The sequence below is a fragment of the Pseudorhodoferax sp. Leaf267 genome, from assembly GCF_001422405.1.
Lineage (GTDB): Bacteria > Pseudomonadota > Gammaproteobacteria > Burkholderiales > Burkholderiaceae_C > Pseudorhodoferax.
The window spans coordinates 106,434-120,321 of sequence record NZ_LMMV01000025.1; the positions used below are offsets into that span (position 1 = coordinate 106,434).

Genomic DNA, 13,888 nt, shown 5'->3' on the forward strand with positions numbered 1-13,888 from the left:
CGCCGCTTGTCGTCAAAACCGGGGCAGGTCCGGGTGCGCGATCTGCCCGCCACGCACCAGCATCTTGCCGTATTCGGCGCAGCGGTTCAGCGTGGGGATCACCTTGCCGGGGTTCAGCAAACCCTTGGGGTCGAAGGCGTGCTTGAGGCCCATCATCTGTGCGTTCTCCTCGGCCGAGAACTGCACGCACATGCTGTTGAGCTTTTCCACGCCCACGCCGTGCTCGCCGGTCACGGTGCCGCCCATGGCCACGCTGGTCTCCAGGATGTCGGCGCCGAACAGCTCGCAGCGGTGCAGCTGGTCCGGGTCGTTGGCATCGAACAGGATCAGCGGGTGCAGGTTGCCGTCGCCGGCATGGAACACGTTGGCGCAACGCAGGCCGTACTTCTTCTCCATCTGGGCAATCGCCAGCAGGATGTCGGCCAGGCGCTTGCGCGGGATGGTGGAGTCCATGCACATGTAGTCGGGGCTGATGCGGCCGGACGCGGGGAAGGCGTTCTTGCGCCCGCTCCAGAAGCGCAGGCGCTCGGCCTCGTTCTGGCTCACGGCAATCGCGGTGGCGCCGCAGTCGCGCAGCACGGCGCTCATGCGGCCGATCTCTTCCTCCACCTCTTCAGGCGTGCCGTCGCTCTCGCACAAGAGGATGGCCTCGGCCGTGAGGTCGTAGCCGGCGTGCACGAAGTCCTCCACGGCCGCCGTCATGGGCTTGTCCATCATCTCCAGGCCGGCCGGGATGATGCCGGCTGCGATCACGGCGGCCACGGCATCGCCGGCTTTGCGCATGTCGTCGAAGCTGGCCATGATGCAGCGCGCCAGCAGTGGCTTGGGCACGAGCTTGACGGTGACTTCGGTGGCCACGGCCAGCATGCCCTCCGAGCCGATGGCCACGGCCAGCAGGTCGAGCCCGGGCGCGTCCAGCGCGTCGCCGCCGAAGGTGACGGGCTCGCCATCGGCCGTGAAGCCGCTGATCTTGAGCACGTTGTGCACGGTCAGGCCGTACTTCAGGCAGTGCACGCCGCCCGAGTTCTCGGCGATGTTGCCGCCGATGGTGCAGGCGATCTGGCTCGATGGGTCGGGCGCGTAGTACAGGCCGTGCGGCGCGGCGGCCTCGCTGATGGCCAGGTTGCGCACGCCGCACTGCACGACGGCCGTGCGCGCGAGCGGGTCCATCTTGAGGATCTTGTTGAACTTGGCCATGGACAGCGTGACGCCCTGCGCATGCGGCATGGCCCCGCCCGACAGGCCGGTGCCGGCGCCGCGCGCGACCACGGGCACGCCCAGTGCATGGCAGGTCTTGAGCACGGCCTGCACCTGCGCGTAGGTCTCGGGCAGGGCCACGGCCATGGGGCGCTGGCGGTAGGCCGTCAGGCCATCGCACTCATAGGGAACGGTGTCTTCGGTTTGCGACAGCAGCGCGTGCGCGGGCAGCACGCGGCGCAGCGCGTCGATGGCCTGCGCGGCGGGGGGGTAGCTCGTGGGGCTGGGGTCGGGCATGGCGCTTCCTCGGTGGCGGACCACTGTAAGCCAAGGGCTGCCCGGCCAGCATGAGGAATGTTCAATCGCCGCGTGAAGGCGCTTGGTGCCGAACGGTCAGGCCAGCACCTGCCGCAGCCAGTCCGAGAAGGCGGTGCACTCCCAGCGCTCCATCGTGCCCGTGCGCCAGCACAGGTAGTGCGCATGCGGGCTGGGCACGTTGGTGGTGAACGCCGGCGTGGTGCCCAGGCGTACCAGCGCGCCGCTGTCCAGCCAGGGCGCGGCCAGCTTCAGGCGCACCAGCGCAATGCCCATGCCGGCCGAGGCGGCGTCGCACATCAGGCCCACGTCGTTGAACTGCGAGCCATCGGTCGGCTCGGGCCAGTCCAGCCTGTGGGCCGCGAACCAGGTGCGCCAGGGCTCCAGCGGCGAGCGCAGGAAGCGTTCGCCCTCCAGGTCCACGGCCTCGGCATAGGGGCCGTTCTCGCGCACGTAGGCCGGCGAGGCCAGCGGCGTCACCTCGTCGCGCGTGAGGCACAGGTGTTCCACATCGGCATAGCGGCCGGTGCCGAAGCGCACCATCAGGTCGGCGTCCTCGGCCACCACGTCCAGCAGCGGGATGCTCACCTGCAGCGTCAGGTCGATCTCGGGGTAGGCCTCGGTGAACTGGCGCAGCCGCGGGATCAGGATGGCGCGCGCGAAGGTCGGTGTCACGGCCAGGCGCAGCTTGCGCTTGCCCGGCGTGGGCTGCGCGCTCGGGAAGCGCTCCAGCATGGCCAGCGCCTCGCGCACATGGGCCAGGTACTCGCTGCCCTCGGTCGTCAGCGAGAAGTCGGCACGGCCGAACAGCTTGGTGCCGATGACCTGCTCCAGCTGCCGCACGCGGTGGCTGACGGCGCTGGGCGTCACGCACTGCTCGTCGGCCGCCAGCGTCACGCTGCGCAGGCGGGCCAGGGCCTCGAAGGTCAGCAGGCACTGGATGGGCGGAATGCGAGCGGGGGTGGCCATCGTCCGATTGTCGGTGCAGCCGCCGGACTACGGGGGCCTGAGAAGGCCACGGCTACACTCCAAAACCCTCCCGATGAAGCGACCCCTCCGTGTCTGATCGCCTTGCCGTCCTGCCGCAGTACCTGCTGCCCAAACACCGCCTGACCCGTTTCGCGGGCTGGGTCGCCTCGCGCCGCAAGGGCGATCGCACGACGCGGCTGATCCGCTGGTTCGTCGGCAAGTACGGCGTGGACATGGACGAGGCTGCCGAGCCCGACATCGCCGCCTACACCAGCTTCAACGACTTCTTCACGCGGGCGCTGAAGGACGGCGCGCGGCCGCTGGCGCAGGCCGACCTGGTCTGCCCCGTGGACGGCACCATCAGCCAGTTCGGCGGCATCCGGGACGACCAGATTTTCCAGGCCAAGGGCCACAACTTCACGACGCGCGCGCTGGTCGGCGGCGACGCCGCGCTGGCCGCGCAGTTCCAGCACGGCAGCTTCGCCACGCTGTACCTGAGCCCGCGCGACTACCACCGCATCCACATGCCCTGCGACGGCCGGCTCACGCGCATGGTCTATGTGCCGGGCGACCTGTTCTCGGTGAACCCGACCACGGCGCGCGGCGTGCCCGGGCTGTTCGCGCGCAACGAGCGCGTGGTCTGCGTGTTCGAGACGGCGCACGGCCCCTTCGTGCTGACGCTGGTGGGCGCGACCATCGTGGGCAGCATGGCCACCGTGTGGCATGGCGTGGTGAACCCGCGGCGCCTGGGCGAGTTGCGCGAATGGCGCTATGACGATGGCGCCGTCGCACTGAAGCAGGGCGAGGAGATGGGCCGCTTCCTGCTGGGCTCCACCGTGGTGATGCTGTTCCCGCAGGGGCCGCTGGCGTTCAACACCGAGTGGACCAGCGGCCGCCCGATCCGCCTGGGCGAGACCATGGCGAACTGGGGGCCGACGGCTACTTGAAGATCACGGTCTTGTGGCCGTTCAGCAGCACGCGGTGCTCGCTGTGCCACTTGACCGCGCGGGCCAGCACCTGGCTCTCGGTGTCGCGGCCCATGGCCGTCAGGTCTTCCACCGTCTTGCTGTGGTCGGCGCGGGCCACGTCCTGCTCGATGATGGGGCCTTCGTCCAGGTCGGCCGTCACGTAGTGGGCGGTGGCGCCGATCAGCTTCACGCCGCGGTCGTGCGCCTGGTAGTAGGGCTTGGCGCCCTTGAAGCTGGGCAGGAACGAGTGGTGGATGTTGATGGCGCGGCCAGCCAGCTTGCGGCACAGGTCGTCCGACAGGATCTGCATGTAGCGCGCCAGCACCACGAGCTCGGCCCCCTCGTTCTCCACCACCTCGAATGCGCGCGATTCGGCCTGCGCCTTGGTCGCCGCCGTCACCGGGATGTGGTGGAAGGGCACGTTGTAGCTGGCGGCCAGCTGGTAGAAGTCGCGGTGGTTGGACACGATGGCGCGGATGTCCACCGGCAGCAGCCCGCTCTTCCAGCGGAACAGCAGGTCGTTCAGGCAGTGGCCTTCCTTGCTGACCATGATCACCGTGCGCATGGGCTCGGCCGTGGCGTGCAGGCTCCAGCGCATCTTGAAGCCCTCGGCAAAGGCCGCGAGCTGTGCCTGCAACTCTGCGCGGTCCATGGCGCAGGCGAAGCGCACGCGCATGAAGAACAGGCCGGTGGCGTGGTCGTTGTACTGCGCGGCTTCCTCGATGTTGCCGCTGCGCTCGAACAGGAAGCCCGACACGGCGTGCACGATGCCGGTGCGATCGGGGCAGGACAGGGTGAGGATGTAGGAGGCGCTGGTCGTCGTCATAGGCGCGCGATTGTCGCAGGCGCCCGCGGTGGCTCAGGGCTGCTTGGGGCGCAGCTCGGCGCAGTGGTCCCTGGGCGGAACGGGCGGCGTCGGCCAGACGACGTCGAAGCCCGCTGCGGCCTCGGCCTTGCCGCCGGCCTGCAGGCGCACGGCCTGGGCGCGAAAGCCCGGCGGCAGGTAGCGTGGCACGCCGAGCGCGCGGTCCACATGGCCGCTGCCGGCCAGCAGCAGCACCACGCCGCCGGGGCGCGCGTTGTCGACCACGGCCTGCGCCATGGCCATGTCGCGCGCGATCTGCACGCGCGTCATCGGGGCGATCTGGGCTTCGGGCAGCAGGTCGCAATGCCCGGCAAGGATCGCGTCGCGCTGGGCTTGCAGGGCTGCGGGCGGCAGTCGCTGGTCCAGGCTGGCGTCCTGCATGACGCGGCCCATCTCGCTGCGCGGCAGGTTGGCGCCGATGACCGGGATGTCCTCGACCACGGCCGCCATGACCGCCGGGCCGTACAGCTTCCAGGGCCAGGCCGCATCGTTCCATGCCAGCGCGCGGCGCACGGCGGTGGCGTCGCTGCGCGAGGAGACGCCCACCGTGCTGCGGCCCTGTTCCACCATTTCCAGCACCAGCGCCGTCAAATGGCCGCGCCGGCCCAGCACTTTCACGACCTCGGTGTGGATGTTCTGGTGCTCGGGGGCGTCATGCTGCTCGCCGAGCAGGATGGCGTCGGTGGGCAGCAAGGCCAAGGGCTTGGCCGTGGGCGCACCGGGCAGGCCGACGCAGCCGGCGAGCAGGCCGGCGGCGAGCACCAGGGCCCAGCGGCGTGAGAGAAAAGAGAGGGGGGAAGAACGGGGCTTGCGCATCCCGCGCATCATGCCTGCAGGGCGCAGGCCGTGGTGCGCCGGCCCCTGGCGGGCGCAGGGGCGCTGCGCACCTCAGTGCATGACCACCGGGTTCTGGGCCAGCTCGGCGTAGCGTTCCAGCGTGTCCTCGACCTCTTCCTGGGTGGGGGTGTGGTCGCGCCAGGCCGTGATCTGGCGTTGGAATAGTTCGGCCCAGGAGCCGTCCAGGTAGACCTCCTTGCCCGAGCGCTTGTCCACGATTTCGAACCCGTGCCGTTCCAGCGCGGGGTGGCCGCCGATGGTCGGCCGCTCTTCCTTGGGGCGGGCCACGAGCTCGCCGCCTTCCTTCTGCTGGACGTCGATATCACCGGCGTGGGGCTCCATGTGGACCACCACGAACGAGTCGGAGTCGTAGAGCATGTTCATCACTGGGGTCCTTTCGTTGGATTCATCCTGCACCCTAGATTGCAACTTCCGGGCCGGTTTCAAGGCTGACACACGGTAGTCCTGCGACTACTTGCCTGTCAAAAGATGCCCGTGTCGCCGTTCATGGCGTGTCGACAGCGCGCAACTGCTGCTCGACGAAGTCGCCATTGGGCTGGGTGATGCGCAGCTGAACGGGCATGTAGGCCAGGCTGGGGGCCAGCCAGGCCTCGACCTTCTGGTCGAACTCCTTGCGCGGGTTGCGCGTGAGCTTGATGGTCGGCATCTCGCCCAAGGGCAGGTAGATGCGTTCCTCGCCCTGCAGCGTGAAGGCCCAGGTGTCGGCATCGCGCGGGCCGACCACAGGCAGCGTCAGCGTGGTGCCTGGGCCGTAGCGGCCCGGGTCTCCGGCCACCATGGAGGCCAGTTGCAGCAGCACGCTGAGCTGGTCCTGCGCATCGGGCAGCAGCGGCGCCACAGGCGTGTTGGCGCTGAAGCTGACCTGGTTCTTGTCGCGCTCGAAATGCGCCGCCAGGTCGCGCTTGCGCCATTTGTCCGAGAACCGGTCGGGCGCCAGGCCGCGGCCCGTGATCTGGCCGGTGCTGGTGCGCACGCGCGAGCCAATCAGGAACGCGCTGTATTCCAGCCGCGCGTCATAGGTCTTGCCGTCCTGCAGCCACAGGAATTCACCCATGGCGTGGTAGGTCTGCTTCTTGGCCTCGCCGGTCAGCGTGTACTTCAGGCGCATCGAACCCGGGATGGCCAGCGCCAGCGTGGCCGGCGGGGTGGGCTCGGCGGGCGGCGGGGCCTGGATGGCCGGCTGGGGGTCGATGGCCGCCAGCTCCTGGGGTTGGGACGCCGCCGGCTCGGCTGGCTCGGCCTGGGCCGTGGCATCCACAGTTGGCTCCGCCCCAGTGATGTCCGGTGCGGGCTCGGGCGGCGCCAGGGTCAGCGGCTCGGGCGCAGGCTCCGCCGCGGGCGGGCGCGGCTTGGATGGGCGCGGCCTGGGCCGGGGAGCGGGCGCGGCCACGGGTTCCGGCGGCGGCGCCACGGCCATCACAGGGGGCGGCTGCAGCACGATGCTGCGGGTGGTGAAGGCGCGTGTCTTCAGCGGATCGGGCGGCGCCAGTGCGTCGGGCAGGTTCTGCAGCAGCGCCAGATGGGCCACGACGACGCCCAGCGCCAGAAAGCCCAGCGCCCGGCGGTCGCCGCGCGGCTTGGTTGTATCCTGCAGCCCCTCGGCGGCCGATCGAGTCCGTTGCACCCGCTGGATTGTCCACGGATGCGGCGCGGCTGCCATCCGGCCTCCTTGATTCCCCAAGCCGGCGCAGCACGGGCCGCGCCGGCGCCACGCTCCATGAAACTTGCCACTTACAAGGACGGCTCGCGCGACGGCCAACTGGTCGTGGTCGCGCGCGACCTGTCCATCGCCCACTACGCCAGCACCATCGCCAGCCGTTTGCAGCAGGTGCTGGACGACTGGAACTTCCTCGCGCCGCAATTGCAGGACTTGTCCGATGCGCTGAACGCCGGCCGTGCGCGCCATGCGTTCCCGTTCGACCCGCGCCAGTGCATGGCGCCCCTGCCGCGCGCCGGCCTGTGGGCCCTGGCCGACGCCTATGACGCCGGCCTGCCGGCCGAGTCGGCGGCCGATCCCGGCCTGCGGCTGGGAGCGGGCCATGGACTGGCCGGTGCCTGCGATCCCGTGCCCGCGTTGTCCGAACAGCAAGGCATCGACTTCGGTGCCGGCCTGGCGGTGGTCACGGCCGACATCCCCCAGCGCGCCAGCCCCGAGCAGGCCCTCGATGGCGTGCGCCTCGTCCTGCTGGTCAACGCCGTCGTGCTGCACGCAGACGGCCTGACGGCTGCCCAGCGCCAGCCGCACACCGCGTTCGGCCCCGTGGCCGTGACGCTGGACGAACTCGGCGACGCCTGGGCGCAGGGCCGCCTGCAGCTGCCATTGCAGACCCACTGGAACGGCCGGCGTGTCGGCATGGCCGAGGCCGGCGCCGACATGCGCTGGCATTTCGGCGAGCTGATCGCCCATCTGTGCGCCACGCGGCCGCTGGCGGCCGGCAGCATCGTCGGCGCCGGCACGGTGCGCAACCGCGGCGTGGAGGGCAAAAGCCGCATGGAATGGCCCAAGGGCTTCCACGCGATTGCCGACAAGCGCACCGTCGAAGCCCTGCGGGACGGCCAGGCCGCCACCGGCTTCCTGCGCTTCGGCGACAGCCTGCGCATCGAGATGAAGGACGCCGACGGCCTGAGCCTGTTCGGCGCGATCGAGCAGGAGGTGGTGGCGCTGGCGCCACCTGGCGTGGCTTCGGCACGCGGGCGCGGCCATGCAGCACCTGCGGCGCAAGAGGATTGACGGCCGCTTGAGAACGACCTCAGCGGGTCAAAATTGAACCATTGGCGCGCGTAACGCTCATTTTGTTCCCAAGGGAGCAAACATCAGCCTTGATCCGTGGAGACGCGCAAGGAACCATGCTCGGCGAGGATGGATGCCACCCGGGCCGAGGGGCTGCTCAGGCCCCGCGCCGGATCACCCGCAAAATCGCCTGAACGCTCGTCTCTTCTTCCCAGGACTCCCATGCCACTTCGCCACGCCCTCATCGCCACCGCAGCCCTCACGCTGCTGACCGCCGCCCACGCCCAGACCGCCGCCCCCGTCGAGGCGCGCAACGCCTGGGTGCGCGCCTCGGTGCCCGGCCAGAGCGGCACCGGCGCCTTCATGACCCTCACCGCCAGGCAGGGACTGCGCCTGGTCGGCGCCTCCAGCCCCGTGGCCGGCGTGGTCGAGGTGCACGAGATGCGGCTGGAAGGCGACGTGATGCGCATGCGCGCCCTGCCCGGGCTGGACCTGCCCGCCGGCAAGGCGGTGGAGCTCAAGCCCGGTGGCTACCACGTGATGCTGCTGGACCTGAAATCCACGCTGGCCAAGGACAGCCGCGTGCCGCTGACGCTGCGCTTCACGGACGCCAGGGGTGCGGCCAGCGAACTGGCGCTGACGGTGCCCGTCGCGGCAACGGCGCCCGGTGCGGCGCCGGGCGCGGCGGCCGACCATGCCGGCCATGGCGCCCACAAACATTGACACCCGGGCCGTTGGCGCCATCGCCTTGCAGTAAGCTGCCCCCGCATTGCCACAACGATTGGAGACACCATGAGCGACGACGCAACCGGTTCGGGCTTCGGCAAGTTCGTGCCCGGCTTCGACTTCCTGCAAAGCCTTGCCAAGGGCGCGGCGCAGAGCATCCCGCAGATGCCCGGCCTGGGCGGCTGGGTGGCGCCCACGCTCAGCGTGGAAGAGCTGGACAAGCGCATCACCGAGCTCAAGGCCGTGCAGTTCTGGCTCGACCAGAACGCCATGGCGCTCAAGGCCACGATCCAGGCGCTGGAGGTGCAGAAGATGACGCTGGCCACGCTCAAGGGCATGAACGTCAGCATGGCCGAGGTGGCCAAGGCCTTCACGCCCAAGCCCGCCGAGGCCGCCGCGCCCGCGCCACGCGTGCCCGAGCGCACACCCGAGCCGCCGCCCGCGCCCGCCACCCAGGCCGCGCCGGCCGACGCGTCGGATGACGCTGATGCCACCGAGGCCAGCGACAAGCCGGCCGCCGGGGTGGTCGACCCCATGCAATGGTGGGGTGCGCTGACACAGCAGTTCCAGCAGATCGCTGCCACCGCGATGAAGGACGCCGCCGAGCGCGCTGCCCCGGTTGTCGCGCGCAGCCAGGCCGCCAAGCCGGCCCCGGCTTCCACCAGCGCCAAGCCCGCGGCGCGCAAGCGGGCCAAGCCCGCGCCGGCCAAGAAGGCACCGGCCCGCAAGCGCCCCAGCTGAACGGCAGCGCCTACGCCACTACGCGGCATACGGCCATGCCCGGACCGCTGCGGCGCGTGGCAGCATGGCGTCCATGAAACTCTTTCCCTACGGCCACGCCACGCATCCGCAGTGGCGCATGGCGGCCGGCCTGGTGCTGGCCCAGTTGCGCGCGCAGATGGCGTTGCCGGACTACGCCAGCGCGCCCGGCCTGGGCCTGCTGTACATCACCGACCACTACGCGTCTGCCGCGCAGGACATCCTGGACCACCTGAGCGCCGAGTTGCCCGAGGTCACGGACTGGTCCGGCACCGTGGGCGTGGGCATCGCGGCCAACAACGTCGAGTATTTCGACGAGCCCGCGCTGGCCGTCATGCTGTGCGGCGTGCCGGCGCACGACTACCGCGTGTTCTCGGGCGTCGCGCCGCTGGGCATGGGATTTGAGGCGCACACGGCGCTGGTCCATGCCGATGCGAACACGCCCGACGTGACCGAGCTCATCGCCGAGATGGCCGGCCGCACCGACACGGGCTACCTGTTCGGTGGCCTGGCCTCCAGCCGGTCCGACGTCGTGCAGTTCGCCATCGGTGGCAACGGCAACATCAAGGGACATGGCGCGGCCGGCGGCGTGTTCCAGGGCGGCCTGTCGGGCGTGGCGTTTTCGCAGGACGTGGCGCTGGTCTCGCGCGTCACCCAGGGTTGCCAGCCCGTCGCGCCCGAGCGCACCGTCACGCGGGCCGAAGGCAACGTCGTGATCGAGCTGGACCACGAACCCGCGCTGCAGGTGCTGCTGCGCGACCTGGGCGTGTCGCTGGACGAGCCGCGCAGCGCACTCGAACGCGTGCGCGCCACGCTGGCCGGCCTGCGCGCCGCGCCCAACGCCGCCGGTGGCGACGCCGTGCGACGGCCCGGCAGCTTCGGCCCAGACGTGCGCGTGCGCCACATCATCGGCCTGGACCCGGCGCGCCAGGGCGTCGCGATCGCCGAGCCGGTCGAGCCCGGCATGCGCCTGGCCTTCTGCCAGCGCAACCCGGTGGCCGCGCGTGCCGACCTGGTGCGCGTATGCGCTGAGATCCGCGAAGAACTGGAGCCCGAGGAGATGGCGATCGAGGCCGCCGTTGCGCTGGCGGCCAACGTCGCGGCCTCCGCGCCGCACCCGGCGCGGCGCATGGCGGGCGCCATCTACGTCAGCTGCGCCGGGCGCGGTGGCCCGCATTTCGGCGGCCCCAGCGCCGAGATGCAGATCGTGCGCCATGCCCTGGGCGACGTGCCCCTGGTCGGCTTCTTCGCGGGCGGCGAGATCGCACGCCACCATCTCTATGGCTACACCGGCGTGCTGACGGTGTTTACAGGCCCCTCCTGATGCCCCGCGCCCGCAGGTAACTGCGGCGCGCCGCGATGCCAGGCGTTGGACTGACGAGCGGGAACAGCACAGGCACCAACGGTTTATTGCATCCATCACCAGGCGTCGATCGGTTGAAGAATCGGGCGTTGCCGCCATCGATCGCGCGGGCGAAGTGGGCGGCGCTTGAACAAGAGCGATGTGGTGCTTGTGACCATCTGCCAGCAGTGGAAAGACTGTGGCCACGATGTCCTTACGGTGTCGGGTTCGCCGACCCACGCCTGCCTGAGCTTGCGGGCGCGAGGGAAGGGCGGGGGGTGACATGGGCTGGCTCCGTCGCGCAAGCGTTTGGAGCTTGTGGCTTGGAGCGGCAGCTGCTGCGCCACTGACGCTGGCGCAGACATCGGTCGGCAACACCGCCACGGTCACGCTGCCGGCAGCCATGACCTGCGCGTCCCCGGGCGGCGGCGTGTGCGCGTGGGACGCTACGGTCACGACGCAGGTCACGGCCCCCGTGCTGACGGTGACCAAGACCGCGAGCCCCGCCAGCTTCACCGTGGGTGCGCCCGCCAGCTACACATTGCGCGTCACGAACAGCGGGACCGCCGCCACGACGGCTGCCGCGACCGTGACCGACGCGGTGCCGGCGGGGCTGGCGCTCGGGGCCATGCCGGCAGGCTGCTCGGCAACCGGCCAGACGGTCACCTGCACGGTCGCGGCGGGCCTTGCGGCCGGCGGCTCGCAGGTGAGCTTCGTGGTGCCTGTGACGCCGACGGCGACCGCCGGCACCAGCGTCAACGGTGCGCTCGGCGGGACCGCTGTGGCCAACGTGCTGGGCAACGATCTGCTGAACGCGACGCCGGCAACCCTGAGCACCGTCACGCTGAGCCAGGTCAGCACCAGCCAGCCCGGAATCACACTGGATGTGACCACGCGCGCTGTCAACGTTGCAGCCGGCACACCTGCCGGCACTTACGCGCTGGTCTACCGCATCTGCGAGCAGCTGAACCCGTCCAACTGCGACAACGCCACCGTCACCGTGACCGTCACGACCAGCGCCAGCATCGATGCGCTGGACGACAACTACGCCAGCACGCCGATCAGCGGTACCGCTGGCGGCAGCACGGCTGGCAGTGTCATTGCCAACGACACGAGCAACGGCGCGACGGTCGTGCTCGGCAGCAACGCCAGCCTGAACCCCCGCGCCGTCACGACGCCGCCTGCTAATGGCAGTGTGTCGATGAACGCGGGCGGCAACATCGTCGTGGCAGCGGGCACCACCGCTGGCAGCCACCACACCCCCCACGTGCGACAGCGCCACCGCCACCGTGGCCGTCAGCGCCGCGGTCATCGACGCCGTCGACGACGCCGGCTGCGGCTCAGCGCTGCCGAGGTGGGCACCAGTGCGACCATCGTCTGCACCTTCACCAACGAGCGGCTGCCGGTGGTGCGCCTGGCCAAGACGCTGCCGGACGGGCGATCTGCGGCCGGCGACCAGTTCACGCTGCGCATCGCCAGCGGTGGCAGCGTGCTGGCCAATGCCACCACCACCGGTGCGACCGTCACGCCAGCCCAGGCCGCGGTGCTGGACCCGGCCACGGCCGGCACCGTCTACACCTTGTCCGAACTGGCGGCCGGCACCACCAATCTGGCCCAGTACATCAGCGGCTGGAGCTGCAGCAACACCCGCGCGGGCGGGCAGACGCCCAGCGGCAGCGGCGCCAGCTTCGACATCACGCCGGTGGCGGGCGACGATCTGAGCTGCACCTTGCGCAACGCACGCGCGGCCGACCTGTCCATCACCAAGAGCAACAACCAGACCGGCTACCTGCGCGGCCAGCAGGTCACCTACCAGATCGTGGCGAGCAACGCCGGCCCCAGCCCAGCCAATGGCGCCGTCGTCACCGACACCTTCCCGACCAGCCTCGACACGGTCACCTGGACCTGCGGTGCGGGCACGGGTGGCGGCAGCTGCGCGACAGCTTCGGGCAGCGGCAACATCAACCACGGCGTGAACCTGCCCGTGGGTGCCAGCGTCACCTTCACCGCGACCGGCACGGTCTCGGCATCGGCCAGCGGCAACCTGGTCAATGGCGCGAGCATCGCGCTGGCAGGCGTGACCGACCCCACGCCGGGCAACAACAGCGCCACCGACACCGACACGCCGGCGGTCCGGCTCACTCTGGCCAAGACCTGGGTGGGCGCAACGCCCAACGACGCGGTGAACGTCAGCGTCAGTGGCACGCCGGCACCGATCGGCACGGGGGCGCTCGCCTCCGTGGCCAACACGGCCAGCGAGACCGACACGGCCAGTGCGTCCTACGGCGTGCAGCCCGGGCAGACCTACACGGTCACCGAGGCCTTCACCACCGGCGCTGCCGGCAGCTACAGCAAGTCCCTGTCCTGCACCGGCAACACAGGCAGCGGCGCGGCACTGGGCTACACGGCCAATGCGCTGAGCGGCACGCTGACGGTGGGTGCGACCGCCAGCGACATCGTGTGCACCTTTACCAATGCGCGCGTGCCGGTCATCCGCCTGCAAAAGACCCTGCCCAACGGCCGCGTGGCCGCTGGCGACCAGTTCACGTTGGCGATGACTGGAACAGGGGCGCCTGCCGCCATGACCACCACCGGCAGCGGCACGACGGCCACTGGAGTACTCACACACAGCACTGCCACCGCGGGCAGCGCCTACACGCTGTCCGAGGCGGGAGCCGGGGGCGCGTTGCTGGCCAACTACGTCACCACCTACAGCTGCACCAACGCGTTGTCCGGTGGCCAGACGCCCAGTGGCACCGGCACGAGCTTCAGCATCACCCCGGTGGCCGGCGATGACCTGACCTGCACCTTCAGCAACGCGCGATTGGTGGGTCAGATCACCCTGGCCAAGACCGCCAGCCCCTCGCCCGTCGTGACCGGAGCCGTCGTCACCTACACGTTGACGGTCGGAAACCCCGCGGGCGGCCCGGCCGTGGCGAACGCCGTGCTGCGCGATGCGCCGGGGGCAGGGCTGGACTGCACGCAGGCAGGACTGGCGGCGCCGATCTGCACCCCGCTCAGTGGTGGTGCGCAATGCCCGGCGTCGGTGACGGCGGCCGCGCTGCTCTCCGGTGGCGGTGTGACGCTGCCCAGCCTGCCGGCCAACTCCAGCCTGGCCGTCACGCTGCAGTGCCGCGTCACGGCCAGCGGGCAGTGAG

The 13,888-nt window shown here is 70.6% G+C and carries 12 protein-coding genes; 6 read left to right on the top strand and 6 right to left on the bottom strand.

Annotated elements, in window-relative coordinates; genetic code table 11:
• Window positions 1–12: 12 nt before the first annotated feature.
• Window positions 13–1,494 (bottom strand): FAD-linked oxidase C-terminal domain-containing protein, encoded by a 1,482-nt coding sequence (locus tag ASF43_RS25655; RefSeq protein ID WP_056187752.1) that lies wholly within the window; start codon window positions 1,492–1,494, stop codon window positions 13–15.
• A gap of 96 nt (window positions 1,495–1,590) precedes the next feature.
• Complete coding sequence (locus ASF43_RS25660) at window positions 1,591–2,481, bottom strand: LysR substrate-binding domain-containing protein (RefSeq protein ID WP_056187755.1); 891 nt, start codon at window positions 2,479–2,481, stop codon at window positions 1,591–1,593.
• An 89-nt stretch (window positions 2,482–2,570) separates the two neighbouring features.
• On the opposite strand from ASF43_RS25660, the gene asd reads away from it, so the two are divergent.
• Window positions 2,571–3,428, top strand: a complete 858-nt coding sequence (asd, locus tag ASF43_RS25665; RefSeq protein ID WP_056187757.1) for an archaetidylserine decarboxylase — start codon at window positions 2,571–2,573, stop codon at window positions 3,426–3,428.
• Here asd and purU read toward each other — a convergent pair.
• From purU to ASF43_RS25685, 4 genes are all read right to left on the bottom strand, one after another.
• Window positions 3,421–4,275 (bottom strand): formyltetrahydrofolate deformylase, encoded by an 855-nt coding sequence (gene purU, locus ASF43_RS25670; protein ID WP_056187760.1) that lies wholly within the window; start codon window positions 4,273–4,275, stop codon window positions 3,421–3,423. The genes asd and purU overlap by 8 nt on opposite strands.
• A 33-nt stretch (window positions 4,276–4,308) precedes the next feature.
• Complete coding sequence (locus ASF43_RS25675; RefSeq protein WP_056188552.1) at window positions 4,309–5,130, bottom strand: ChaN family lipoprotein; 822 nt, start codon at window positions 5,128–5,130, stop codon at window positions 4,309–4,311.
• A gap of 72 nt (window positions 5,131–5,202) precedes the next feature.
• The gene (locus ASF43_RS25680; protein ID WP_056187763.1) at window positions 5,203–5,535 is read right to left on the bottom strand and encodes a DUF3567 domain-containing protein; all 333 of its coding nucleotides are present in this window, start codon (window positions 5,533–5,535) and stop codon (window positions 5,203–5,205) included.
• 121 nt (window positions 5,536–5,656) lie between these two features.
• Window positions 5,657–6,796, bottom strand: coding sequence for a DUF3108 domain-containing protein (locus tag ASF43_RS25685; RefSeq protein WP_235578365.1), 1,140 nt, complete (start codon window positions 6,794–6,796; stop codon window positions 5,657–5,659).
• A 93-nt stretch (window positions 6,797–6,889) separates the two neighbouring features.
• Here ASF43_RS25685 and ASF43_RS25690 point away from each other — a divergent pair, with 93 nt between their 5' ends.
• The 5 genes from ASF43_RS25690 (at window position 6,890) to ASF43_RS25710 (ending at window position 13,887) form a co-directional block, all read left to right on the top strand.
• Entirely contained in the window at window positions 6,890–7,903 is a 1,014-nt protein-coding gene (locus ASF43_RS25690; protein WP_056187768.1) for a fumarylacetoacetate hydrolase family protein, read from the top strand.
• A 222-nt stretch (window positions 7,904–8,125) separates the two neighbouring features.
• Window positions 8,126–8,626, top strand: a complete 501-nt coding sequence (locus ASF43_RS25695) for a copper chaperone PCu(A)C (RefSeq protein ID WP_056187769.1) — start codon at window positions 8,126–8,128, stop codon at window positions 8,624–8,626.
• Window positions 8,627–8,695: 69 nt separating this feature from the next.
• Window positions 8,696–9,370: a PhaM family polyhydroxyalkanoate granule multifunctional regulatory protein gene (locus tag ASF43_RS25700; RefSeq protein ID WP_056187772.1), complete on the top strand. Its 675-nt coding sequence runs from the start codon at window positions 8,696–8,698 to the stop codon at window positions 9,368–9,370.
• Window positions 9,371–9,443: 73 nt separating this feature from the next.
• Window positions 9,444–10,712 carry an FIST N-terminal domain-containing protein gene (locus ASF43_RS25705; protein WP_056187775.1) on the top strand — a complete coding sequence of 423 codons (1,269 nt, stop codon included), beginning with the start codon at window positions 9,444–9,446 and terminating at the stop codon, window positions 10,710–10,712.
• Between the two features lie 334 nt (window positions 10,713–11,046).
• Window positions 11,047–13,887, top strand: a complete 2,841-nt coding sequence (locus ASF43_RS25710; RefSeq protein ID WP_056187778.1) for a DUF11 domain-containing protein — start codon at window positions 11,047–11,049, stop codon at window positions 13,885–13,887.
• The last annotated feature ends 1 nt before the right edge of the window (window position 13,888 follow it).

Bases quoted from the DNA above. Each gene is read 5' to 3' on its own strand.
- ASF43_RS25660 (WP_056187755.1), bottom strand. From the start codon at position 2,481: ATGGCCACCCCCGCTCGCATTCCGCCCATCCAGTGCCTGCTGACCTTC.
- ASF43_RS25695 (WP_056187769.1), top strand. From the start codon at position 8,126: ATGCCACTTCGCCACGCCCTCATCGCCACCGCAGCCCTCACGCTGCTG.
- ASF43_RS25675 (WP_056188552.1), bottom strand. From the start codon at position 5,130: ATGCGCAAGCCCCGTTCTTCCCCCCTCTCTTTTCTCTCACGCCGCTGG.
- ASF43_RS25680 (WP_056187763.1), bottom strand. From the start codon at position 5,535: ATGAACATGCTCTACGACTCCGACTCGTTCGTGGTGGTCCACATGGAG.
- purU (WP_056187760.1), bottom strand. From the start codon at position 4,275: ATGACGACGACCAGCGCCTCCTACATCCTCACCCTGTCCTGCCCCGAT.
- ASF43_RS25690 (WP_056187768.1), top strand. From the start codon at position 6,890: ATGAAACTTGCCACTTACAAGGACGGCTCGCGCGACGGCCAACTGGTC.
- ASF43_RS25700 (WP_056187772.1), top strand. From the start codon at position 8,696: ATGAGCGACGACGCAACCGGTTCGGGCTTCGGCAAGTTCGTGCCCGGC.
- ASF43_RS25705 (WP_056187775.1), top strand. From the start codon at position 9,444: ATGAAACTCTTTCCCTACGGCCACGCCACGCATCCGCAGTGGCGCATG.
- ASF43_RS25655 (WP_056187752.1), bottom strand. From the start codon at position 1,494: ATGCCCGACCCCAGCCCCACGAGCTACCCCCCCGCCGCGCAGGCCATC.